Source organism: Hymenobacter defluvii (genome assembly GCF_017589435.1).
GTDB lineage: Bacteria > Bacteroidota > Bacteroidia > Cytophagales > Hymenobacteraceae > Hymenobacter > Hymenobacter profundi.
This window is the reverse complement of the sequence record NZ_JAGETX010000005.1, coordinates 238,545-260,518: the sequence shown is the minus strand read 5'-3', so window position 1 is coordinate 260,518 and position 21,974 is coordinate 238,545. Positions and strand designations below refer to the sequence as shown.

The following is a 21,974-nucleotide window of genomic DNA, read 5'->3' as shown; positions in this document are numbered from 1 at the left end:
AGGCGCTCTTCGTGTTCTTGTATTGTATTCTTTGGGGTAGGTTCAGAAGCAGTAAATGCAATATCGTGTGTGGCTTGCATTTGTAAGCAGTCTAAGCGGTAAGGCATGCTGGCTATATCGTTTTCTTCCTCCATAATCTTTCGGCCTAAGAATCGATTCCCAAGATACGCTACCCCAGGCAAAACAGCTACTTCCAAGCTTTCACAATCAGGCCGGTGCCGGAGTCGTGGGTGGTACGGGCATCATACCAATTGAGCAGCAGGCAGAAGGGAAAGACTAGGAGGTAGTAAAATGGCAGGAGCAGGAAGAACAGCCGTGACTTGCCCAGCATCAGAATGGGGTATTTCATGCTCAGGCGCCAGGAAACCTGACCGGGTTCCCCATAGCTGTAGCGAGCCTCGATGCGCTCAAAACCGGCCGTGCGCAGCTTCTGCTGAATCTCGTGGATGTTGTAGCCGTCGCGCACGTGTTCTTCAATGAAGCTGGTTTCGCCGTCGCCGTGCACGTCGGAGCCGCCCTGGTCGCTGGGGGTAGAGATAAGCAGCATGCCGCCATCCTTGAGCGAGGCGTGAATGTTACGGAACACCTCTACGTCTTCCAGAATGTGCTCCATCACATCCACCGACAAAGCCAGATCGAAGCTGTTAGGCTCCTGGTACAGCACTAGGTCCTGCACGGCAAACTGTACCTGTGGCCGGCCAATCTGCCGGAAAAAGTTGTTGGAGTCGGCTACCTGTTCCTCTTTCACATCCACGGCCAGGATTTGCCATTTGGGACTCATGCTGCTCAGCCAGTAGGTATACTGTCCGTAGCCGGCACCAGCATCCAGAATGGTGAGCGGGTCCTGGGTGCGGCCTTTGGACCACTGCCGCAGCTCGCGATGCACGTGCCAGGTGCGCAGCAGCAGCAGGTCGAGCAGGTGATAGAACAGGCGCCGCAGCCACGGCGTGCGGTTAAACACGTTGCCCAGCGAGCGTTTAATCGGGTCGTAATGCAAGGGGATAAATGGTGAAGTTGTGAAGTTGTGAAGTTGTGAGTAGGCGGAAGGGAAAAGGATATCTGAAAAATCACAAATTCACCATTCACAACTTCACCTTGTTACTCATCTTCGTCGGCAAACAGGCGGGGGCGGGGAGGGGTAGGCTTGGCAGAGTCGTCCTCGTCGGTGGGCGCGTTGGGGTCGGTGGCCGGGATAGTGAGGCCACCAAATACCTGGTCCATGTGAGCGGCATAGGCGGCGCTGTCATCGAGGAAGAAGCTCAGAGCCGGCACCACGCGCAGTTGCTGGCGGATGCGCTTGGCTAGGGCCATGCGAATCTCCTTGCCGCTGTCGCGTACTAACTCCAGCATCGCTTCGCCATCGCCTACCAAGAGCAGGCTCAGATACACGCGGGCAATACCCAAATCGGGCGATACGCGCACCGTGCTGATGCCAGGCGCCAGGCCCGGGAACAAGTGCGGCAGGTCGCGCTGAAATACGGCGGCCAGTTCCTGTTGTAGTACGCTGGCTACTTTTTGCTGTCGTTTGCTTTCCATAGAACAGGCAAAGATAGGTGATTAGGGTCTTAGGGTCTCGGGGTCTTAGGGGCTTGAATTTTATTTTTACATCCTGAATCCCTACTCGGTTCTACGTGGCCGCATCGACTTTAGGCGTTGGGTTGGTTAGGCTACTGCTGGCGCACCTGCTACTTTTGCGAACCAGGAGTCTGTTTGGTTGCCAGCGTAGCAACCACGACCCCGAAGTCCCCACGACCCCAAGACCCCAACATCCTGCTTCAGTTTTTCAAAAGTCCGCTTCCCTCGCGTCTGGTGGTGTTGCTGCTGCTGGTGCTAGCCGTGCGCCTACCCTTGTTGTGGCTGGGCGTGCCGCTGTCGGCCGTGGAGCTGCACGCCTTCCTGATAGGCGAGCGGCTGCACAGTGGCGCAGTGCCCTACCGCGACCTGTATGACAGCACGGCCCCGCTGGCCAGCACCTTGTATGGCCTGCTCGAAGCCCTAGGAAGCCGGCCGCTGTGGCTGTACCGGGCGCTGGCCCTGGCGCTGCTGGTGGTGCAAGCCGTGCGCCTCAACCGCATTCTGAATCGCGCCGACGTGCACCCCGAACGCGGCTACGTAGCCGCCCTAACCTACCTGCTGGTAGCCAGCGTCACGTCTGACCTGGATATTTTGTCGCCGTTGCTGGTGGGGCACACGCTGGTGGTGTACGCGCTCAGTGCGCTGTTGCCCACCTCGCGCGAGGGCTACGACAACCGCCGCCTGTTTCAGGCAGGGTTCCTACTGGGGTTAGCGGCACTGTTTTACCTGCCGCTGGCGTTGTTTCTGATACTGGCTCTGTTTGCGGTTATCATCTTCGCTGCCAACTCGTTTCGTAGCTTTTTGCTGCTGCTGTGCGGCTTCTTTTTTCCGTACGTGGTAGTGGGCACAGTGCTGCTGTATGTTGATGCGCTGCCGGCCTTCTCACAGTTCCATCTGCACCCTACCCTGACGGGCCTTACGGCTGGTGCCGATGGCATGCCTCGCCTGGTGCAACTGCGCCTGCTGATCTTGCCGGGTGTGCTACTGGCGGCGGCGCTGCTACGCACGTTTGCTACCTCGCTGGGGCTGGTATTTCAGGTGAAGTTCCTGCAGCTGATGCTGGTCTGGCTGGTTGTTACCATTGCTATTATCATTGTCGGTGATGGTAGGGCGCCCGGTACGCTGGTGCTGGCACTGCCGCCCCTCACCTATTTCGGGCTGTTTCTGTGGCAGCGGGCGCAGCGGCCATGGCTGCTGGAGTTGTTGCTCGTGGTATTGATAGGAACTGTGGTAGGCATCCGCTACCGGAGTGTGCTGCCCTTCGGCAACTTACTACCCATTCCTGCCGAAGAATCCTTTGCCGTGCAGCCCAACCCCGCGTATGCCAGCGTACGCAACCAAACGCTATTGGTACTGGGCTTCGACCGCCGCCCTTACCTCTCCAACCGCTTGGTCACACCCTACCTCGACTGGCGCCTAGCGCAGCAGGATTTCGGCCACCTCAACGAGTACGCCGCCGCCTTCCGGCTGGCGCACAACATGCGCCACCCTCCGGCCTACCTCATTGACGAGCGCAACCTGCTCCCCGAACTGCGCTACAAGCTGCCCGCCGCTTTCGGCCGCTACGAGCCCACCAGCACCCCGCATTTGTTTAAGTTGAAGAGCGACTGAATGAGGGAGTAGCTGAGTGAATAGCAAAAGCGCCTGTCATCCTGAGCTTGCGAAGGACCTTATCACAGTAGAACAAGACGTTGTTACGTTTATCGTTCAACTGGCATAAGGTCCTTCGCGCTGCTCAGGATGACAGACGCCGTTTTATTTACTCCCTCACTCGTTAGCACACGTCGCGGCGCTCTTTCTGGTCTACGGCCAGAAGGTTGTCTAGGCGGAGAGTGAAGCCGTCGGTGAGGCGTAGGTACTCTACTTTATCTTGGATGAACAGGTCGGCGATAATGCCCTGGTAGGTGACCGGGGGCGAGTCGGGTTGGGTGCGGTAGACGAGCTGGCAGGGCTGGCGGGTGGTAGCCAGCGCTTCCAGCTCATCATAAAACGAGCAGCTGATGGGCGTGTAGGGCGTAGCCATGCGAAAAATAAAAAGGGTGGTAGAAAAAGGTTTGTTCTATACATACGTGCCACAGGGCTAACCCGGCCGTGCTGGTGTGCGTTGTGAAAAACAGATCAAGCTCCATATCATGCCCACTGAAATCAACCTGGCCCCACTTGACGCCCTGCAAGAAGGCGAACTGCGCGCTTTCCCTACCCCCAATGATGGCCCCGAGGTGCTGCTGGTCCGGCACCAGGGGCAGTATCGTGCTTTTGCTGCGCATTGCCCGCACTACGGCGCCCCCCTCGAAAAAGGACGGTTGGTACAGGGGCAGATTGTATGTCCGTGGCATCACGCTTGTTTTAACGCCACCGATGGCAGCTTGTGCGAGCCGCCCGCCCTCGATGCCCTACCCACCTTTGCGGTGCGCGAGGCAGAGGGTAGGGTATACGTGTCGGTGCCCGACAACCCGCCCGCCAGCACCGACAAGCCCGACGAAACGCCCACCGCCGAGGTAGGCGGTGCGCCCGTGCCTGCTGCTCCAAGCTTGGCCGCGGCGCAATCCACCATTGTGATAGTAGGCTGCGGCGCGGCCGGGCAAATGGCTGCCCAAACGCTACGCGAAGAAGGTTTTGCCGGCCGCGTAGTACTGGTATCGGCCGATGCAGCAGCTCCTTACGACCGCACCAAGCTCAGCAAAGCCTACCTGGCAGGCAAGGCCAAACCCGAGAGCCTACCCCTGCGCGAAGCAGACTTCTATGCGAAGCACCATATCGAGCTGTTGACCAACACCCGCGCCACCGGCCTGGATCTGGAAAAGAAGCAGGTGCTGCTGGCCGATGCGGCTCCACTGTCTTACGACCAACTGCTGCTGGCACCCGGCGGCACGCCCAACTCCCTCCCCAAGCTGCCTGGTCACGATCTGCAAAACGTGCTGCTCCTACGTACCCAGGCCGATGCCGACGCGCTATTGAAGGCTGCCAAAGAAGCCCGGCACGTGGTCATTATTGGTTCCAACTTTATTGGAATGGAAGCGGCTAGCAGCCTCGCCGGCCAGGACGGCCGCACCGTGACGGTAATTGCCCAGGAAAAGGAGCCATTTGAGAAAGTACTAGGGCCTGAGGTAGGCAAGATGTTCCGCACCATGCACCAGGAGAAAGGCGTGCAATTTGAGGCAGAAGCCGAGGTGACCGAGCTAACCGGCCAGAACGGCCGCGTAGCGGGCGTTCGGTTGAAATCAGGCAAAGACCTGCCCGCCGACCTAGTGGTGCTGGGGGTAGGCGTACGCCCGGCTACCGACTTTCTGAAAGAAACTTTCCAACTGGAAAAAGACGGCGGCCTGCAAGTAGACGAATACTTACAAGCTGCCCCCAACATCTACGCAGCCGGCGACATCGCCCATTTCCCGGCCACAATCGGCGACACGTTGCGCATTGAGCACTGGCGCGTAGCCCAGCAGCATGGCCGTCTGGCCGCCCGTAATCTGATGGGCCAGCAAGTACCCTACACCGCCGCGCCCTACTTCTGGACCCAGCAATACGGCAAGAGCCTGCGCTACGCCGGCCACGCCGAAAAGTGGGATGACATTCGCTACCTAGGCGATGTAGCCAAGCAGGATTTCCTGGCTTTCTACGTGCAGGATGGCCAAGTGAAGGCCGCCGCCGGCATGAACCACGACCCGGACATGATTTACATAGAAGTCCTGTTAGCCGCCAATAAAATGCCTGCCCCTGCTGATATCAGTGAGGAAACTAACTGGCAACATCTCGCCAATCAATAACTTAAAAAGGGCGGCGCGAAGTACATGCTTCGCGCCGCCCTTTTTAAGTTATTGCTGCTTAATGCTTGCCTTTACCTTTCCCGTGCCCGTTGCCGCCGTACAGCTTTTTGGCCTGGCCGGGGGGTAGGCCCTTGCCGTTTTGCAGGCGCTTCACTTGGCCGGGGGGTAGGGCCACGGGGTAGAGCTGCCGGTGCCGTCCAATCTGCACCCAGGGCTGCGCGCCCCGGTAATCAATCACGACAGGGTGGAAGCTGCTGGGCGCATAGCCGCTGATGGATTTCAGACGCTGCCACTTGCCCTGGCGCTCTACCACATAATTCTGGTCGCGCAGGTCGTAGTAGCCGCCTACCTCCGGGATGTAGTAGTACTGCGAGCCCGCCGGAGCCGAAGGTCCCCACGAAGGCGTATTAATGTTGATTGTTACTTGTTGTGCCTGTACAGATGGTCCCGAGAAAGCCAGGGCTAAGAGAGCCGAGAAAGCGAAAGTTGTGAATCTTTTCATGAGGCAGTGGGATGTGGAGAAAACGAATCAATTTCATAGGCTTTTGACAAGAACAAGGCCAAGTTCACCACAGCATAATCCTACTACGGTCCCGAATAAGAACTTTCGGTAAAGCGGGACATTTCGGGGCAGCGCGTTGTTGTATCCTATCTGCCACAAACGCATCCATACTTCGACCGCTTCGTTATTCGCTAATGCCACTGGCTAAGAAGCTATTCGGAGTAGCCATCCGGCTGCGTTTTGCGTACCTTTGCAGACTTATTCGATCCGCTTTGCATGGCTAAGAAAAAAGCCCCGGCCGTTGCGGCCGCTACGATTTCTCCCCTTTCACAAATAGCTACGGCGGAGGCCGAGCTGACGGCCGCGGCCGTAGCCCTACCCTCCAACGGCCACGCCCACTCCAACCCGGCCGCCGCCGAAGCACCGTTCATCGAAGTATACGGCGCGCGCGAGCACAACTTGAAAAACGTTTCCGTTCAGATTCCGCGGGGCAAGCTGGTGGTGTTCACTGGTATTTCCGGTTCAGGCAAGTCGTCGCTGGCGTTTGATACGATCTACGCCGAGGGCCAGCGTCGCTACATGGAGACGTTTTCGGCCTACGCCCGCTCGTTTATGGGCGGCCTGGAACGGCCCGATGTGGATAAAATCGAAGGCTTGTCGCCGGTGATTAGCATCGAGCAGAAAACCACCTCGCGCAACCCGCGCTCCACCGTCGGCACCATTACCGAGATTTATGACTTCCTGCGCCTGTTCTATGCCCGCACCGCCGAGGCGTTCAGCTACGTGACGGGCAAGAAGATGATCCGGCAGTCGGACGACCAGATTATCAACTACATCCTGAAGCACTACGACAACAAGAAGCTGGTAGTGCTGGCACCCGTAGTGAAGGGTAGGAAGGGCCACTACCGCGAGTTGTTTCAGCAGGTGGCTAAGTCGGGCTTCACGAAAGTGCGTGTCGATGGCGAGCTGCTCGACATCACGCCCAAGATGCAGGTGGACCGCTACAAGATTCACGACATTGAAATCGTGATTGACCGCTTGGTGGTGAAAGCCGAGGACCGCCACCGTCTGGCGGGCTCGGTGCAGAATTCCCTCACGCAGGGCAAAGGCACCATGCTCGTGCTCGACCCCGACAGCAAGAAGAAGGACAACACCCAGTTCTTCTCCCGCTTCTTGATGGACCCGGCCACCGGCATCGCCTACGACGACCCCGCGCCCAATACGTTTTCGTTCAACTCGCCCTACGGTGCCTGCCCCGTGTGCAATGGCCTAGGCGAGGTGCAGGAAATTACGGAGGAAACCGTAATGCCGGATAAGAAGCTGAGCATCAGCCGGGGCGGTATAGCGCCGCTGGGCGAGTACCGCGACATCTGGATTTTTCAGCAGCTCCAGCTCATTCTCAAAAAACACAAAGCTTCGCTGAGTACGCCCATCCAAAAGCTGCCCGAAGACTTGGTGCAACGCCTCTTGCACGGCATTCTGGAAGACGAGGACGCCGACACTACGAAGGCCAATTACACGGAGCCGTTTGAGGGCATTATCCCCTTCCTGCGGCGTCAGATGGATTCTGATTCCGACAACATTCGGGACTGGATTCAACAATACACTCAGGCCAAGGAGTGCCCCGAGTGCCACGGCTACCGTCTGAAAAAGGAGTCGTTGCACTTTAAGATTGCCGATAAGCACATTGGGGAGCTGTCGGTAATGGACGTGAAGGAGCTGTCGGCGTGGTTTGAAGGATTGGAAGACCGCCTCTCGGAGCGCCAAAACCTGATTGCCCGCGAGCTGCTGAAGGAAATCCGCAAGCGCATCGGCTTCCTGCTGGAGGTAGGCCTCGACTACCTCGACCTGCACCGCTCGGTGCGGACGCTGAGCGGCGGCGAAAGCCAGCGCATCCGTCTGGCTACCCAAATTGGTACCCAGCTGGTAGGCGTCTTGTACATCATGGACGAGCCCAGCATCGGTCTGCACCAGCGCGACAACGAGCGACTAATCAAGGCCTTGCAGCACCTGCGCGACATCGGCAACTCTGTGATTGTGGTGGAGCACGACAAGGACATGATCATGCATGCCGACCACGTGCTGGACATTGGTCCCGGCGCGGGCATCCACGGCGGCCACATTGTGGCCGCAGGCTCACCCACCGAGATTTTCAATTCCGGCTCCCTTACCTCGCAGTACCTCAGCGGGCAAAAGCACATTGAGCTACGCAAGAAAAAGCGCGAGGGCACCGGCCAGGAGTTGGTATTGAAGGGCGCCAAAGGCCACAACCTGAAAAACGTAACGGCCAAGTTTCCGCTGGGCAAGCTCATTGCCGTTACGGGCGTGTCGGGCTCGGGCAAGTCGTCGCTCATTCACGACACGCTCTACCCCATCCTCAACCAGCACTTCTTCAACGCTAAGCGCGAGCCGCTGAAATATGAGGCTATTGAGGGTCTGGACTTTATCGACAAGGTAATTGAGGTAGACCAGTCGCCGATTGGCCGCACGCCGCGCTCCAACCCGGCTACCTACACCGGCGTGATGACCGAAATCCGCCAGCTGTTTGCCGAGTTGCCCGAGTCAAAAATCCGTGGCTACGGTCCCGGCCGTTTCTCCTTCAACGTGAAGGGTGGCCGCTGCGAAACCTGCGAGGGCGCGGGCCTGCGCACCATCGAAATGAACTTCCTGCCCGACGTGCACGTGCCCTGCGAAACCTGCAAAGGCCGCCGTTACAACCGCGAAACCTTGGAAGTGCGCTTCAAAGGCAAATCTATCACCGACGTGCTCGATATGACGGTGGAAAAGGCCGTGGAGTTCTTCGAGTATCAGCCACGTATTCTACGTAAGATTCAGACGCTGAATGATGTAGGTCTGGGTTACCTCACGCTGGGCCAGCAGGCCACTACCCTCAGCGGCGGCGAAGCCCAGCGTGTGAAGCTGGCCACCGAGCTCAGCAAGAAAGACACCGGCCAGACATTCTACATCCTCGACGAGCCCACCACCGGTCTGCACTTCGAGGACATCAACCATCTCTCCGATGTACTGCAAAAGCTAGTCGATAAGGGCAACACGGTCCTCATCATCGAGCACAACCTCGACCTAATCAAAGTTGCCGACCACATCATCGACATCGGCCCCGAGGGCGGCGCCGGCGGCGGTACCATCGTGGCCCAAGGTACACCCGAGCAAGTAGCCAAGTCGAAGAAAGGCTATACGAGCAAGTTCCTGGCTGAGGAGTTGAGGACGAGTAAATATGCGGAGGTAGAGTAAAACAAGTAAACCATACAAAACCGTCATGCAGAAGTGTGTGACGGTTTTTTTATGTCCACTACTTTCCTCCAACTGGTCGAATGCTGCTCCAGAAAAGTAAGTTTTAAAATAATTTTCCTGCCCTAACCAACCTTCTCCCGGCGGCGCAGCACTTTAGGGCAACTATCCGCCCCGTGCTAGCTTCCCCTACCTTGCCGCTCACCGACGAACAGTTGCTCACTGCCTGCCTGGCCCACAACCGGAAAGCGCAGTACCAGCTGTACCAGCGCTACAAAACCGCTATGTTCTCGTGTGCCCTGCGCATTCTGAACAGCCGGGATTTGGCGCAGGATGCGTTGCAGGACGCTTTCGTGCAGGTGTTTCAGCAGTTGGGCAGCTTCCGACAGCAGTCGGCACTGGGTGCCTGGATTCGCACCATTGTGGTGCGGCGGGCCTTGCTCACGCTCCGGTACGAGCAGCGCATGGAACTCTACAACCCCGGTAGTCACCCCGAGCCGTTGGTAGCCTGGCACGACAGCCTGACCGGCGAGGCGCTGGAAAAGGCCATCGGCGAGTTGCCGGCCGGTTACCGCACCACCTTCTGCCTGCTAGAGGTAGAGGGCTACTCCCACCGCGAGGCCGCCGAGCTGCTGGGCATCACGGAGGGCACCAGCAAGTCGCAACTATACCACGCCAAGCGGTTGCTACAACGCAAACTTCAGCATTTGTACCGATGAGTGATTTTTCTAAACCACCCGAGGAAGCCGGACGTGAGCACCTGCGCCGGGCCATAGCCGACCTACCCTCGCACGAGCCCGAAGTGGCTACCTGGCTGCGCGTTGCGGCGCAGCTGGACGCTGAGCAGGCTATTGCCCAGGCTATGCCCAACTTGCCCGCGCATGAGCCCGATGTAGCGTTATGGAACGCTATTGCTGGTCGGCTCGATGAAGCGGAAGCACCAGCAGCGGCCGTTGTCTTCCGACCCCTGTGGCCTGCCGATGCGTGGCGCCGGGTAGCAAGTATAGCCGCCGCTGTGCTACTGTTACTTGGCATGTGGTGGCTGCGGCCTAGGGTGCCGGACAAACAGGTAGCAGCCGCTCCCCGCGAAACGGTTACGTTCAGTGAAGAGGAGGTAGCCGCACCGGTTGCCACTGTACGGCTTGCCCCAGCTGCTGACCCATTGGCGCAGGAGGGAAAGGCCTTTATTGATGCGCACTGCACCTCACTACCCACCGTGTGCCAGTCAGATGAATTTCGGGAACTGCGGGCGCAACTATCGGAAGTGGAGGAGCAAGAGCGGCAACTGCGGCAGGATGCACAGCGGTTTGGGGCCTCACCGGTTCTGGTACGGCAGCAGGTGCAGCTGACCACGTTGCGCGCCACGCTCACCCGCGAGTTGGTTCAACTTCTTATCTCATGAGCAACACGGTGCAGAATCGTTGTCGGGCGGGCGTGCTGGTGCTGCTTTGGCTACTGAGTAGCCTCGGTGCCCAGGCGCAGCAAAAAGTACAGGTAGTAACCCGCACGCTGGAGCAGCGCTGGGTGTGCAAGCCCAATACACCAGTACGCATTCGGGCCGAGAAAGCCACGCTGCGGGTGCAAGGCTGGGACAAGCCCATTGTGCAGGTGGTGCTGCGCCTGAGCGCCCGCCACCCCGACCGCGCCGTAGCCGAGCGTGACTTGGCAGCGGCGCAGTATCGCTTGCAGCAGAACGTCAGCGCCATCAACCTAGTCAACTTTTTCTCCTTACCCGCCGGGGCGCCCGCTGTGCAAAGTGATTTGCGGGCTGAGTATACGGTAATGATGCCCGCTGGTAATCACTTAGTAGCGGCCAATACCTACGGCCAAACTAGCTTAATCGACCTGTATGGTTGGCAGCAATTGGAGCAAGACTTTGGAAAGATTACCCTACAAAATTTACAAGGTACTGTGGCTATAACTGCCCGCTACGCCGATATGACGGCGAGTGATGTAGAAGCTAATTTTACTTGTGAGGCTAATAAATCGGCGGTGCAATTATTTCGGATAGGGGGCACAACTGTCATTCATAATCAATACGGCAGTGTGCACGCCCAGCCCACTGCCGACCTGCGCAAGTTGACAGTAGAGGCCGACCGCACGGAAGTCGTAGTGAGTGCGCCACAGCCGGAGCAGTTTACTTATCAACTTAGTGTACAACAGGGTACGCTGCAAGTACCCGCAGTGTACCAAGCCAACCAACGTAGTGCTGGGGGGCGGGCTACACTGACTACAATGGCAACACAGCTACGGCCGGTAGTGCGCGTGAGCACCTCGTATGCCCCCCTTAGGCTCCAGACTCAGGAATTCGTTTTTCAACCATAGCCTGTTACTTATTATCTATGCTGGATATATTACTGCTTGTGCGCCGCTGTTTCCTGGTAGGAATAGTTCTAACTCCCGTCGTTGTAGCTGGGCAAACGGCGCCTGATTCTACTCGTATCAGCTACTCCGAAGAAGTGCTTCGGCAACCGTTGCAGGTGGATACCATGGCACTGCGCGTGCAGCGTGAAGAGCGTGCTTTGTTGAAGGTAGGTCTTAACAATTTTACACCCGGCGGCGGCTACCAGCGTTACGGGATACATTTGATTTACGAGCGAAAAGTGGGTAGGGCTTGGTCAGTGATGGGCGAAATCAGTCCTGCCTGGCTACATTACTATCGATACGATTATAACAGTAGGCAGGCACAATCAGGACCGAGCGTGCGTGCACAACTAGCTGGGAGATTCTACTATAACTTGGAACGCCGCATCCGGCAGGGCCATAACGCGGGAAACTTCTCTGCTAATTACCTATCAGCAGCGCTGGGTGCCGGTTTCGGACGCTATTCTGACCTACCCTTCTTCCTAACCCCGCTAGGTGGACGACGCGTACACGCGCAGGTCGCACTGCTCTACGGTCTACAGCGGCGTTTGGGGCGATACGGTTTTGTTGATGTTAATGCAGGCTATGTGCGTCTGTTGACGAATGAAGGTTCGTTTCGGCAGCAGCTTACCGGTAGCGTACGCGTAGGCTTGGTACTGGGCGGCGCTGCCGTGGCAAGTCCTTACGTGCCCGAGGTGATGGATGGTGTATTGACTCCGCAATGGTACGTAGGTGCACAAGTGGGTGCGTACGGCTACGCCGTGCGCAGCAGTGGAAATTATTACTCATATAGGAGGGGCACTATAATCGGTCCCTATCTGTACGTAGGGTACTATTTGCGGCCCCGCTTAGCAGTGCAGTTGGGTTTGCAGTATGACCATAAACAATACAACGATAACTTCTATCCTACGGGCCAGGGCTACTACGAGACTTCTCAAAACGAATACAACTTGGCAGTTCCTGTGCTGTTGCGCTATGCCCTCACCAAACTACCGCAGCAGCGCGTGCAGGTAGACGTGGTAGCGGGGGCTGCGCTAGTTTTTTATCGTCTGCATTACCAGCGTAAGGAATACGTGCCCAGCCAAATTGAACCAACGATTATTACTGGTGGCCGCGAGAAGCAATCCGCTGTCAACCCCATGCTGGGCCTGAGCTTGGCCTATGGCTTTGGGCGCACCCGTCGGGTACAGGTCACGGCCGAGGGGGTGTTTATCAGGCCGCTGCTTAGCGCCGCTTATGGTCTTCAACCGGGGCTTAGCATTGGCTTACGCTACCGGTTTAAATATAGGTAGGTTTTGATATAGCAAGACCCATACTATTACAGTGCGGGTCTGAATTATGTGATGATATACAAACAATACCTTCTACTTCCGGTCACTAGCTCGCTCAAATAGCTGAGCTGTTATTTCCTCGTGCTCGCGCAGCTTGGGTAGCATTTCGGCGGCGTAGGTGCGCAGTTCTGGGTTGGAGGCTTTTGCGGCCGCATCCGCAAAGCGGGCAATGGTGCGCTCATGCAACTCCTGTAGGTCGCGCATGTATTTTTTGTCGAAGCCGAAGTATTTCCGGTCGTCGATATCGTCGTAGATGCCGCGGTCATCTTTGCCCATCATCTGGGGTAGAGTAATGCAGGCGCGCTCGGCAATGGCTTGGAGTTGCTGCTCGGCCTGGCCGTGCTCCTGCTCCATGCGTTTGCCCCACTCTTTCACCTCCGTGGCAATGGCCTTTTGCTGAGCCAGCTTGCCTAAGGCTATTTCCAGCATGTTGCTACTAGAAGCCGCTACGGCAAACTCAGCATCGTATTGCAGCTGATCTTTGGAGTAAGGTGAGGAATCAGCTTTTAGCCGGTTGCGCTTCTTATTGATTTTTTCTGCCTCTTTCACCGGCTTCTTTTGCGCCTGAGCTACCGGGGTGGTAGCAAAAGAGAAAGAGCCAATTAGAAGGGCGCCAAGAATATATTTTGTAGTCAATTTCATGTGCAACTGAAAAAGGTGTTGCTACCTGCATGGTAGCATACAACAGCTAAAGTATACTGATCGTATTCAATATATGTTGCAACATGATTTGATTAATTGATTTATAAATAATTGAATGACATATCATTAGTATATGAATACGCACTACGCGTCAGCCAAGCACAATTGTTTCTAACCAAAAAAAGCCGCCACCAGATGGTAGCGGCTTTTCCTGTAAAGCATCGGGTAGGTAGCCTTACATTGCGCCGGTGTCAGCGTGTTGCTTAAACATGGTCAGGTGGTTCTGTACCACAGGTGCTGTTTTAGCGATGAATGCTTTCAGATCAGCGTCCTGCGTCATTTTGTCGTGGGCCTGCATAGTGTTTAGCGTTTTCTGGTGATCTAATACCATCTGTTGCATATACTGCGTCTCCAAGTCTTTGCCGGAAAGCTTTTGCATGGTAGTAGCTATAGCCTTATGCGCAGCGTCCATGTCCGTGGGGAGGGTCACGTTTCTCTTCTGCGCAATGGCCTTTAGATCGGCCGTCGACTTGGTGTGGTCCGTTACCATTTGGTTAGCGTGGTCCTTGGCCATTCCTGTTACGCCTTTCTCAAGCACCAATTTACTGAGCTGAATTTCGTTCTGGTCGCTGTGTGCGGCCGATTTCATGAACTCCTCGTCGGTAGCGTGGGGAGCAGTGGCCGTATCGGAGGCCATGTTCATGGCCGGGGCGTCTGCTGACTCCATGGTGTTTTCAGTAGCCACGGAATCAGCAGCTGCAGTTTCGTTGTTCGAAGTGGTGTCGTTACCACAAGATGTAGCAAACAACAGCACGCCCGCGCATAGCAGGCTAGGGAAAATGATTTTCATGAGAAAGAATAGTTATTGGAAAAGGAAAGTAAGTCTTTGCCTACCATGTTGATATATGGATAGGGTAGTAACAGAAGCAATACGAAACCACTACAGAGAAGTAGGCCTTCTACACCCCTGCGTTGTTACATGTTCATGCCTTCGTTGTGCTGCGCCATCGTTGTATGCTGTTGCACAACGGGTAGCGTTTTTTGAGCCCAAGCTTTCACATCTGGATCAGAACCAGCCTGAATCTCACCGTTCAGTAAATCCACCGTCTGTTGGTGGTCTTTTACCATCTGGCTTACATAGGCCTGCTCAAACTGCTTGCCCGACATCTTGCTCATCTGGTCGTAAAGGGATTTGTGATACGGATCCATTTCTCCCGGTAGAGCTATGTTTTTCTTCTGTGCCACCGCCTTCAACTCATTGCCGGCCTTGGTGTGGTCGTCAATCATTTTGGTTGCAAAGGCTTTTACATCGCCAGTAACGCCTTTTTCTAGGGCCAGCTTGCTCAGTCCAATCTCATTGTGGCCGCCTTGGTCTGCTTTCAGCACAAAATCCTTACCCGTGATGGTAGAACCGTTGAGCATGGGTGGTGCTGTACGAGCCTCCGCCGCTGTAGTAACGTCTGTATTGCTGGTATCAGGGACGTGCATAGTCATAGGGCCCGAGTCCGTATTGCTCACGTTTCCAGCGGCTGTATCAGTAGTGGCCGTGTTGTCTTGGCTGCACGCCGACATTGCTACTAAAGCAGTAACGTAGGTCAGCGTTAGAAAGGAAGTTTTCATATAGGATTAGGAAGGAATAGGGCTGGTGAGAAAGACACTGGTGCAAAGCCTACCCATGGATAACCAATGTGGGCTTCGCTCTCAGTATCGTTATTTTCTTTGCTCTACGGCTGCGTACATCTTCTGAGCCATCGCCAAATGCTGCTTCAGAATGGGGACATTCTTGGCCGCAAAAGCTTTAATATCTGGGTCGCTAGCATTGGTGGAAGCTTCCGTATATTCTTTTACATCCTCCTCATGGTCTTTCACCATCTCTTTGAGATACTTCTTGTCCATGTCCACGCCTTTCTCGTCGGTCACATCGTCCAGCACCTCACGGTGGTCTTCGCCGAGTGTGCTGGGAAGCGTGATGTTCTTTTGGGCAGCTAGGGCTTTCAGTTCTTCGTTGGCTTTGCTATGGTCATCCACCATATGCTGACCAAATTGCTTGCCTTCGGGGGTAGCACCTCGTTGGGCCACCAAACGGCCCAATTCCACCTCTAACATGCCGCCACTAGCCGCTTTGGTCATGAAATCGGAGTCGAAATCCTTCTTATCCTGTTTCATGTCGCCCATGTCCGTGTTGGCAGTGGCATTTTCGTGCCGGGCTTCGTTGGTTTTCTGGGCTTGCTCTACGGAGTCGCCGTTGGATGTGCAACTGGCCATAGCTGCCAGCAAAGCCACCGCACAAAGCGGAGCTAGCAATATGCGTTTCATCGGAAAGAAAAGAATAGGTGGAGGGGAAGGGTAACTTAGGGCTGCGTCGTGCCGCTCTTATCTAGCGCGGCCGAGTCGGCGGCCGAGGGTGTAACGGTAGGGCCAGCGTTATCGTCGATTACCACGGCATCGGCCTGCACGCCGCCTTCTTCAGCAGCTTTATCAATGTCACTTACCGCTTCGCCGGCGGTGCCATCAGTGCGTTTTTCGGCGTCGTTGCAAGCCGAGAGGGAGAGAGCAGCGGCCAAAGCTAGGCCGGTCAGGATACGGTACGTCATCAGAAAAGAAAAGTGAAATGGTGTGGAAAAGAGCGGAGGGTAGAATGGAATTACGGTAGCTTTTCAACCTCATCCTGCACCTGCTGGGCTTGGGTCACCTGCTGTTGCAGCATGGGTAAGTACTTGGCGGCAAACCCCCGGATGTCGCCATCGTAGGCGTCTTCGCTGAGGTCTTCGTAGGAGTCTACGGCTTTCTTCTGGCCATCGACTATAGCCGCACTGTATTTTTTGTCGAAGGCAGTGCCCGTGAGGGCCGATATATTATCGTATTGTTCCTTGCGCTCCGAGCCCAGGGCCTCAGGCAGCGTAATGCCCTTCCGACCAGCCAGCGTTTTCAACTCCCCAGTCATTTTAATGTACTGATTGAGCAGGGTCTGCGCCAAGTTGCGTACACTGGGGGTAGCGGCGCGCTGCAGCGCCACAGTGGCCAGTTGCTGGTTGAGAATGCCATCGGCCGCAGCATTTACCATGAACTCAGCGTCCTGCTTCTGTTTTGCGGTAATATCGAGGTCGTCGATGCGCTTTTCGTTTTGCGCAAGAGCCGCGGCTACGGGGTTGTCGCTGTTGGTACCCGGCGAGCAGGCACTAAGCGACGCGAAGCAGCCGCCTACCACAAGCAGGCACAGCAAACGACGATGGCGTGGGAGGGGGGTAGGGAGAGTCATGTCCTGCTATACGCACCTCTGGGTGTGGTAGTTTGGTTCGGGCCTTGAGGCAAAACCGATGTGGACTACTACGGTTGTGTTGTTACAAGCCTGAATACCAGTCATAGCCACGCTGCGCCCAGTAATCGGCCGGGCGCTGGGCGGTAAACGCAATGCTGCCAATGCGCTTGATGTGCTTGATACCGTATTTCAGGGGTGTTACCAGCCGCAGCGGTGCGCCGTGCTCCAACGTTAGCGGTTGGCCGTTCATCTCGTAGCACAGTAGGGTTTGGGGGTGCAAGGCACTCTGCATGTCCATACCCACATAATATTTCTGATCGGGTGTTACCAAGTGCACGTAGGGCGCCAAGTCGGCTGCCGATGCTAGTTGGTAGTGTGTCACAAAATCGGAAAAGCGCGCTCCAGCCCAGTTCACTACCACGCTCCAGCCCTCAATGCACTTCAGCTCAGTGGTCATTTCCACGCGGGGTAGGGCCTGAATATCAGCCAGCGAAAACGTGCGTACCGGCGCCGGACCATCAGCGCGTAAACCCTGCACCTGCAACTGCCAAGCCGTTGTATCCAGCGGGCTCTTCAGGCCCAGACTGCCGTTGATGCGCGGCTCCTTGGCGCGGCTGCGCGGAAACACCGGGGCTAGGTCGGCGTTGCTCAGAAATTCTTTGGAAATCTTCCCGTTCACGTCCAGCACGCGGCGCAGGGGCCACAGGGCGCCATCGTCGGTGGGGCGCGTTGCCAGCCAGCGCCAGCCGCCCAGCGCCGCCAGCGAGGCCAAGCCAGCCGTCAGGAAAGCCCGGCGGGAGCGGCGGGCAGCCTCTTGCTCCACAGCTTCGTCGTTGGGGGTAGGAGTAGGGCGTTGGGGAGCGGTCATGGGCGGGTAGAGTTGGAGGAGGAAGTAGGCGTGTCTACCAGTTCGAAGCCGGCTATCATCGAGCGGAAGTTGTTCCAGCCGGCGCGCACCACCTGTGCCACGTGCACCACGAAGAACAGCGCGTAGCCCAGCGTTAGGATGAAATGCTCGGCCCGTGCCCACTCGTAGCCGCCCAATAGGGTAGTAAGCCCTGCCAGCTCGGTGGGTTTGTAAATGGCAAAGCCGGTAAGGGCCGAGCCTACCCCCATTAGCACCACGGCGGAGTAGGCAATCTGCTGGGCCGCGTTGTACTTGCGCACCGGCAGCGGTGCCTTGCGAATGCCCAGGTCGTGCAGTACCACCTGCCACGCCTCGCGCAAAGCGTGTCGGCCTGGCACCAAGTACCGCCACTCACCCGAAATCAGCGTGTAGAGCACGTACGCTATGCCGTTCAGCACAAACAGCCACATCGCCACAAAATGCCAAGCCATGCCCTTCGCCAACTGAAACGGCACGTGTAAAGCTTCATAAAATGACTTCGGGAAAAACTTCAGCAAGGTAGTGTCGCCCCACCCAATGCGGTACACATCGTTGGCCCAGTAAATCAGCAGGCCGCTCCACATCATAATAGCCAGCACCGGAAAGTTTATCCAGTGAAACCAGCGGATAGCCAGCGGGTGCTTTTCGAGCAGCTTTTTCATGGTGAAGGGGTAGGGTTGGGCTATACACAGTGTAGAGGCACAATCTGTTGTGTCTCGTCGTTGCAAAGGAGGCAGGGGCCTCGTGCGGGCGCTGACCCCCCCCCTACCCCCTCCCCTCCGGGAGAGGGGGAGCCTTTTCCGGGGACATTAGCGGATGGGTGTTAGCTATTGGCTTTTCATTGGATAAGAGCTATTAGCTAACAGCTAAACCATTGGGCTCTCCCTCTCCGGAGGGGAGGGGGTAGGGGGGGGATTTTTACTACCTACGTAGTGCTGCGCAGAATAGCTTCGGCCAGCAGCAAATCTTCGGGCGTGGTAATCTTCAGGTTACGGTAGTCGCCGGGCACCAAGTGGATGGCGTGCAGGTCTTCCACCACGCTGGCGTCGTCGGTGAAGGTAGGCAGCTCGGGGAGCTGGTAGGCACGACGCAGCAGCTCCAATTCAAAGCACTGGGGCGTTTGCACGAGGCGCAGGCGGGCGCGGTCCAGCGCGTAGGAGCCCTGCTGCGACAAGTTGCGCACCGAGTCTTTGGGTACCACTGCCGCCACGGCGGTGCCGTGCTCCTCGGCCGTGGCAAAGCATTCTTCAATCACCGAGGCCGGCACCAGGGGCCGCACGCCATCGTGCACCACTACTGTGCCGCTTTTTTGGTCGGCGAGGTAGGCGAGGCCGTTGCGCACCGAGGCCCAACGGGTAGCGCCGCCCGCCACCACCGTGTGCGGTATATGAATATTGTGCTCGGCGCAGAGCTGGTGCCAGGTGGAGAACTGCTCGGCTGGCAGCACCACCACGCACTGCTGCACCCGCAAGGGCGTTTCGGCAAAGCGGCGCAGCGTGTGCAGCAATACTGGTTCGCCTAACAAATCCAGAAACTGCTTGGGCTTGGCAGCCCCCATGCGCGTGCCGCTACCACCGGCCACGAGGATAGCGAATCGGGGCGCTTCGCGTGGGTCTTGGGTGTTTAAGGTCTCAGGACCTTGGCTATCGGTAGGCATAAAATCGGGTAGGGTAGCAAAAATAAAAACCGCCTGTCATTCTGAGCTTGTGAAGAACTTTATTACAGTGGAACGAGTCGTTATTTCGATAATCGTTCTACTGTGATAAGGTCCTTCGCAAGCTCAGAATGACAGGCGGAATATAAGTCAGGTTAAAGAATCAGAACAACGAGTCTGAAATCTAAAATCTTACTACAGAATCAGCATCGCGTCGCCGTAGCTGAAGAACTTATACTTCTCCTTAATGGCTGTTTGGTAGGCCTCAATCAGGAACTCGTGGCCGGCGAAGGCCGAGGCCATCATCATCAGCGTGCTCTCCGGAGTGTGGAAGTTGGTAAGCAGCGAGGTAGCAATCTTGAACTCGTAGGGAGGGAATATGAAGCGGTCAGTCCAGCCCTGGTTGGCCTTCAGGCGGGCGTGCGCCGATACTGACGACTCCAGCGCCCGCATGGTGGTAGTACCCACCGAGCACACCTGTTTCTTGGCATCCAGCGCCTTATTCACGATGGTAGCGGCCTCCTGAGGTACAATAAAGTTCTCCGAATCCATCTTGTGCTTGGTTAGATCTTCCACGTCTACCGGACGGAAAGTGCCCAAGCCCACGTGCAGCGTTACGGCAGCAGTGTCTACCCCTTTGATTTCCAGGCGCTTCATCACCTCGCGGGTGAAGTGCAGGCCTGCCGACGGCGCGGCCACGGCACCCGTGTGCGCAGCATAAATAGTCTGGTAACGCTCCTTGTCTTGGGCGTCGGCATCGCGCGTGATGATTTCGCGGGGTAGGGGCGTTTCGCCCAGGTCGTGCAGGGCTTTGTAGAATTCTTCGTCGGAGCCATCAAACAAAAACTTGATGGTACGGCCGCGCGATGTGGTGTTGTCAATCACCTCAGCCACCATATCCGACTCGCCGAAGTACAGCTTGTTGCCTACCCGGATTTTGCGGGCGGGGTCTACCAGCACGTCCCACAGGTGAATTTCCCGGTTCAGCTCGCGCAGCAGAAATACCTCGATTTTAGCACCAGTCTTTTCCTTGTTGCCGTACAGGCGGGCCGGAAATACCTTGGTATCGTTGAGTACAAATACGTCGCCTTCGTCGAAATACTCGATAATATCTTTGAAAACGCGGTGCTCGATCTTGCCACTGTCGCGGTGCAGCACCATGAGGCGCGACTCGTCGCGGTTTTTGGCCGGATGCTGCGCCACTAGGTTTTCGGGCAGATCAAATTTGAACTCAGAAAGTTTCATGGGCAGATATGGGCAATAGTAGGGGAAGTAACGAAAATTTGAGCCGGCAAAAGTACATAAATTCGCCGGATAAGCACGGAGCCAGGCAGGTAGGCAATGGCTTTCACAGCGCTTGCCTGCCAAGCTCTACTGTATTCAACACGATTGCAGGGCGCTTTGTGCTATAAATTCATTCCTTGCAGCCATCTTTATTTTTCCATCGGTCCTTTTCTACCTATATCCTATGAAAGCCTTGCGTTTGACCTTCGAGAGTTTTCGGTTTGCGTGGGACGCGTTGAAGGGCAACTTGCTGCGCACCATTCTGTCGCTGCTAGGCGTCACGGTGGGTATTTTCTCCATCATCTCGGTGTTTGCGGTGGTCGATTCGCTGGAGGCCAACGTGCGCCAGAGCATGAGCTTTGTGGGAGATAAGGTGATTTACGTAAACAAGTGGCCGTGGTCCTTCGGGCCGGGCGTCCCGTGGTGGAAATACTTCAACCGCCCCGTGCCTACCGTGCGCGAGTTCCGGGCGTTGCAGCGCAACCTCAGCCCCGGCAGCAACCGTGGGGTAGCCATCTTCGCCAACACCAGCGGCAACACCTTTAAAGCAGGCAGCAATAGCATGACAAGCTGTAGCCTGGAGGGCGTTAGCTACGATTTCTACATTGTGTCGGACGTGCCACTGGCCGAGGGGCGCTACTTCACGCCCCAGGAGGTAGAGTCGGCTAGGAGTGTGGCTATCATCGGGGCTGATATTGCCGCTAACCTGTATCCTAATACCTCGGCCGTGGGGCAGACGTTCAAGGCCAAGGGCCTCACGTTCACCGTTATCGGGGTGTTACAGAAGGAAGGCAAGAAGCTGCTCGACACACCCAGCAACGACGCCAACTGCCTGATTCCGTTTGGTATGTTCACCAAGATATTTGCCATTGCCAGCGGGGGCGGGGGTGGCGTCACGCCTACCATCGGCGTGAAAGGCGTCGACTCCGACCCCGGTCTACTCAACCTAGAGTCGGAGATGCAGGGGCTGATGCGGAATATCCGGGGGCTTAAGCCGCGTGAGGAAGACAGCTTCTCCCTCAACCGGCCCGAGATGCTGGCCAACGCCATTACCTCGTTGTTTTCGGTAATTGGCGTGGCCGGGGCCGTTATCGGCAGCTTTGCCATGCTGGTAGGCGGCTTCGGTATTGCCAACATCATGTTTGTGTCGGTGAAGGAGCGTACCAACATCATCGGCATTCAGAAGTCGTTGGGCGCCAAGAACTACTTCATTCTGTTTCAATTCTTGTTTGAGGCCGTTTTCCTGTGCTTGCTAGGTGGTGGCGCCGGCATCTTCCTGGTATTTCTGATAACGGCCATTCCGCAGGATGCCATGCCACTGTTCCTGTCGGCCGGCAACATCACGCTGGGCCTCACCGTGTCGGTGGTGATTGGCATGCTGGCCGGTATCATCCCCGCCGTGCTGGCTGCTAACCTCGACCCCGTTATTGCCATCCGGGCGAAATAGGGTAGAGAGTGAATTAG

22 protein-coding genes are annotated in these 21,974 nt (G+C 56.6%); 8 read left to right on the top strand and 14 right to left on the bottom strand.

Annotated features, from left to right (window positions below):
* Positions 1-187 precede the first annotated feature (187 nt).
* Together J4D97_RS11470 and J4D97_RS11465 are read right to left on the bottom strand one after the other, a co-directional pair.
* Entirely contained in the window at positions 188-997 is an 810-nt protein-coding gene (locus tag J4D97_RS11470; RefSeq protein WP_208307700.1) for a class I SAM-dependent methyltransferase, read from the bottom strand.
* A 101-nt stretch (positions 998-1,098) separates the two neighbouring features.
* Entirely contained in the window at positions 1,099-1,536 is a 438-nt protein-coding gene (locus J4D97_RS11465; RefSeq protein ID WP_185282043.1) for a ribosome-binding factor A, read from the bottom strand.
* Between the two features lie 174 nt (positions 1,537-1,710).
* Between J4D97_RS11465 and J4D97_RS11460 the strand changes: the two genes are divergently transcribed.
* Positions 1,711-3,186 (top strand): hypothetical protein, encoded by a 1,476-nt coding sequence (locus J4D97_RS11460; protein WP_208307699.1) that lies wholly within the window; start codon positions 1,711-1,713, stop codon positions 3,184-3,186.
* A gap of 163 nt (positions 3,187-3,349) precedes the next feature.
* On the opposite strand, the gene J4D97_RS11455 is transcribed toward J4D97_RS11460, so the two are convergent.
* Positions 3,350-3,598 carry a hypothetical protein gene (locus J4D97_RS11455; RefSeq protein ID WP_185282045.1) on the bottom strand — a complete coding sequence of 83 codons (249 nt, stop codon included), beginning with the start codon at positions 3,596-3,598 and terminating at the stop codon, positions 3,350-3,352.
* Between the two features lie 109 nt (positions 3,599-3,707).
* On the opposite strand from J4D97_RS11455, the gene J4D97_RS11450 reads away from it, so the two are divergent.
* Positions 3,708-5,339, top strand: a complete 1,632-nt coding sequence (locus J4D97_RS11450; RefSeq protein WP_208307698.1) for an FAD-dependent oxidoreductase — start codon at positions 3,708-3,710, stop codon at positions 5,337-5,339.
* A 58-nt stretch (positions 5,340-5,397) separates the two neighbouring features.
* Here the strand turns inward: J4D97_RS11450 and J4D97_RS11445 are convergent, their stop codons facing one another.
* Positions 5,398-5,841, bottom strand: a complete 444-nt coding sequence (locus J4D97_RS11445; protein WP_208307697.1) for a hypothetical protein — start codon at positions 5,839-5,841, stop codon at positions 5,398-5,400.
* A 276-nt stretch (positions 5,842-6,117) separates the two neighbouring features.
* Here J4D97_RS11445 and uvrA point away from each other — a divergent pair, with 276 nt between their 5' ends.
* The 5 genes from uvrA to J4D97_RS11420 all read left to right on the top strand — a co-directional run bounded on the left by uvrA (position 6,118) and on the right by J4D97_RS11420 (position 12,746).
* Complete coding sequence (gene uvrA / locus J4D97_RS11440; RefSeq protein WP_243900265.1) at positions 6,118-9,093, top strand: excinuclease ABC subunit UvrA; 2,976 nt, start codon at positions 6,118-6,120, stop codon at positions 9,091-9,093.
* A gap of 173 nt (positions 9,094-9,266) precedes the next feature.
* Positions 9,267-9,809, top strand: a complete 543-nt coding sequence (locus J4D97_RS11435) for an RNA polymerase sigma factor (RefSeq protein ID WP_347879339.1) — start codon at positions 9,267-9,269, stop codon at positions 9,807-9,809.
* Positions 9,806-10,492 carry a hypothetical protein gene (locus J4D97_RS11430; protein WP_208307696.1) on the top strand — a complete coding sequence of 229 codons (687 nt, stop codon included), beginning with the start codon at positions 9,806-9,808 and terminating at the stop codon, positions 10,490-10,492. The genes J4D97_RS11435 and J4D97_RS11430 overlap by 4 nt, the downstream gene beginning before the upstream one ends.
* Entirely contained in the window at positions 10,489-11,415 is a 927-nt protein-coding gene (locus J4D97_RS11425) for a hypothetical protein (protein WP_208307695.1), read from the top strand. The genes J4D97_RS11430 and J4D97_RS11425 overlap by 4 nt, the downstream gene beginning before the upstream one ends.
* A 17-nt stretch (positions 11,416-11,432) precedes the next feature.
* A complete protein-coding gene (locus tag J4D97_RS11420) occupies positions 11,433-12,746 on the top strand; it encodes a hypothetical protein (RefSeq protein WP_208307694.1) in 1,314 nt (437 codons plus the stop codon).
* 72 nt (positions 12,747-12,818) lie between these two features.
* Here J4D97_RS11420 and J4D97_RS11415 read toward each other — a convergent pair whose 3' ends face one another.
* From J4D97_RS11415 to queA, 10 genes are all read right to left on the bottom strand, one after another.
* Positions 12,819-13,427, bottom strand: coding sequence for a DUF4142 domain-containing protein (locus J4D97_RS11415; RefSeq protein ID WP_208307693.1), 609 nt, complete (start codon positions 13,425-13,427; stop codon positions 12,819-12,821).
* A 235-nt stretch (positions 13,428-13,662) separates the two neighbouring features.
* Positions 13,663-14,277 (bottom strand): DUF4142 domain-containing protein, encoded by a 615-nt coding sequence (locus J4D97_RS11410; protein WP_208307692.1) that lies wholly within the window; start codon positions 14,275-14,277, stop codon positions 13,663-13,665.
* 125 nt (positions 14,278-14,402) lie between these two features.
* Positions 14,403-15,047: a DUF4142 domain-containing protein gene (locus tag J4D97_RS11405; RefSeq protein ID WP_208307691.1), complete on the bottom strand. Its 645-nt coding sequence runs from the start codon at positions 15,045-15,047 to the stop codon at positions 14,403-14,405.
* 90 nt (positions 15,048-15,137) lie between these two features.
* Positions 15,138-15,743 (bottom strand): DUF4142 domain-containing protein, encoded by a 606-nt coding sequence (locus J4D97_RS11400; RefSeq protein WP_208307690.1) that lies wholly within the window; start codon positions 15,741-15,743, stop codon positions 15,138-15,140.
* Between the two features lie 35 nt (positions 15,744-15,778).
* Positions 15,779-16,021, bottom strand: a complete 243-nt coding sequence (locus tag J4D97_RS11395; RefSeq protein WP_185282058.1) for a hypothetical protein — start codon at positions 16,019-16,021, stop codon at positions 15,779-15,781.
* A gap of 50 nt (positions 16,022-16,071) precedes the next feature.
* A complete protein-coding gene (locus J4D97_RS11390; protein ID WP_208307689.1) occupies positions 16,072-16,686 on the bottom strand; it encodes a DUF4142 domain-containing protein in 615 nt (204 codons plus the stop codon).
* An 82-nt stretch (positions 16,687-16,768) separates the two neighbouring features.
* Positions 16,769-17,554 (bottom strand): molybdopterin-dependent oxidoreductase, encoded by a 786-nt coding sequence (locus J4D97_RS11385; RefSeq protein WP_208307688.1) that lies wholly within the window; start codon positions 17,552-17,554, stop codon positions 16,769-16,771.
* Positions 17,551-18,234, bottom strand: a complete 684-nt coding sequence (locus tag J4D97_RS11380; RefSeq protein ID WP_185282061.1) for a cytochrome b/b6 domain-containing protein — start codon at positions 18,232-18,234, stop codon at positions 17,551-17,553. The genes J4D97_RS11385 and J4D97_RS11380 overlap by 4 nt, the downstream gene beginning before the upstream one ends.
* Positions 18,235-18,497: 263 nt before the next feature.
* Positions 18,498-19,229, bottom strand: coding sequence for a 2-C-methyl-D-erythritol 4-phosphate cytidylyltransferase (locus tag J4D97_RS11375; RefSeq protein ID WP_208307687.1), 732 nt, complete (start codon positions 19,227-19,229; stop codon positions 18,498-18,500).
* A gap of 192 nt (positions 19,230-19,421) precedes the next feature.
* Entirely contained in the window at positions 19,422-20,471 is a 1,050-nt protein-coding gene (gene queA / locus J4D97_RS11370) for a tRNA preQ1(34) S-adenosylmethionine ribosyltransferase-isomerase QueA (RefSeq protein WP_185282064.1), read from the bottom strand.
* Between the two features lie 223 nt (positions 20,472-20,694).
* Here queA and J4D97_RS11365 point away from each other — a divergent pair, with 223 nt between their 5' ends.
* Positions 20,695-21,957: an ABC transporter permease gene (locus tag J4D97_RS11365; protein ID WP_208307686.1), complete on the top strand. Its 1,263-nt coding sequence runs from the start codon at positions 20,695-20,697 to the stop codon at positions 21,955-21,957.
* Positions 21,958-21,974: the final 17 nt, after the last annotated feature.

What these genes read in the sequence shown, in the direction of transcription:
- J4D97_RS11465 (WP_185282043.1), bottom strand. Translation starts at nt 1,536, where the DNA reads ATGGAAAGCAAACGACAGCAAAAAGTAGCCAGCGTACTACAACAGGAA.
- J4D97_RS11455 (WP_185282045.1), bottom strand. Translation starts at nt 3,598, where the DNA reads ATGGCTACGCCCTACACGCCCATCAGCTGCTCGTTTTATGATGAGCTG.
- J4D97_RS11450 (WP_208307698.1), top strand. Translation starts at nt 3,708, where the DNA reads ATGCCCACTGAAATCAACCTGGCCCCACTTGACGCCCTGCAAGAAGGC.
- J4D97_RS11445 (WP_208307697.1), bottom strand. Translation starts at nt 5,841, where the DNA reads ATGAAAAGATTCACAACTTTCGCTTTCTCGGCTCTCTTAGCCCTGGCT.
- uvrA (WP_243900265.1), top strand. Translation starts at nt 6,118, where the DNA reads ATGGCTAAGAAAAAAGCCCCGGCCGTTGCGGCCGCTACGATTTCTCCC.
- J4D97_RS11430 (WP_208307696.1), top strand. Translation starts at nt 9,806, where the DNA reads ATGAGTGATTTTTCTAAACCACCCGAGGAAGCCGGACGTGAGCACCTG.
- J4D97_RS11425 (WP_208307695.1), top strand. Translation starts at nt 10,489, where the DNA reads ATGAGCAACACGGTGCAGAATCGTTGTCGGGCGGGCGTGCTGGTGCTG.
- J4D97_RS11420 (WP_208307694.1), top strand. Translation starts at nt 11,433, where the DNA reads ATGCTGGATATATTACTGCTTGTGCGCCGCTGTTTCCTGGTAGGAATA.
- J4D97_RS11415 (WP_208307693.1), bottom strand. Translation starts at nt 13,427, where the DNA reads ATGAAATTGACTACAAAATATATTCTTGGCGCCCTTCTAATTGGCTCT.
- J4D97_RS11410 (WP_208307692.1), bottom strand. Translation starts at nt 14,277, where the DNA reads ATGAAAATCATTTTCCCTAGCCTGCTATGCGCGGGCGTGCTGTTGTTT.
- J4D97_RS11405 (WP_208307691.1), bottom strand. Translation starts at nt 15,047, where the DNA reads ATGAAAACTTCCTTTCTAACGCTGACCTACGTTACTGCTTTAGTAGCA.
- J4D97_RS11400 (WP_208307690.1), bottom strand. Translation starts at nt 15,743, where the DNA reads ATGAAACGCATATTGCTAGCTCCGCTTTGTGCGGTGGCTTTGCTGGCA.
- J4D97_RS11395 (WP_185282058.1), bottom strand. Translation starts at nt 16,021, where the DNA reads ATGACGTACCGTATCCTGACCGGCCTAGCTTTGGCCGCTGCTCTCTCC.
- J4D97_RS11390 (WP_208307689.1), bottom strand. Translation starts at nt 16,686, where the DNA reads ATGACTCTCCCTACCCCCCTCCCACGCCATCGTCGTTTGCTGTGCCTG.
- J4D97_RS11385 (WP_208307688.1), bottom strand. Translation starts at nt 17,554, where the DNA reads ATGACCGCTCCCCAACGCCCTACTCCTACCCCCAACGACGAAGCTGTG.
- J4D97_RS11380 (WP_185282061.1), bottom strand. Translation starts at nt 18,234, where the DNA reads ATGAAAAAGCTGCTCGAAAAGCACCCGCTGGCTATCCGCTGGTTTCAC.
- J4D97_RS11375 (WP_208307687.1), bottom strand. Translation starts at nt 19,229, where the DNA reads ATGCCTACCGATAGCCAAGGTCCTGAGACCTTAAACACCCAAGACCCA.
- queA (WP_185282064.1), bottom strand. Translation starts at nt 20,471, where the DNA reads ATGAAACTTTCTGAGTTCAAATTTGATCTGCCCGAAAACCTAGTGGCG.
- J4D97_RS11365 (WP_208307686.1), top strand. Translation starts at nt 20,695, where the DNA reads ATGAAAGCCTTGCGTTTGACCTTCGAGAGTTTTCGGTTTGCGTGGGAC.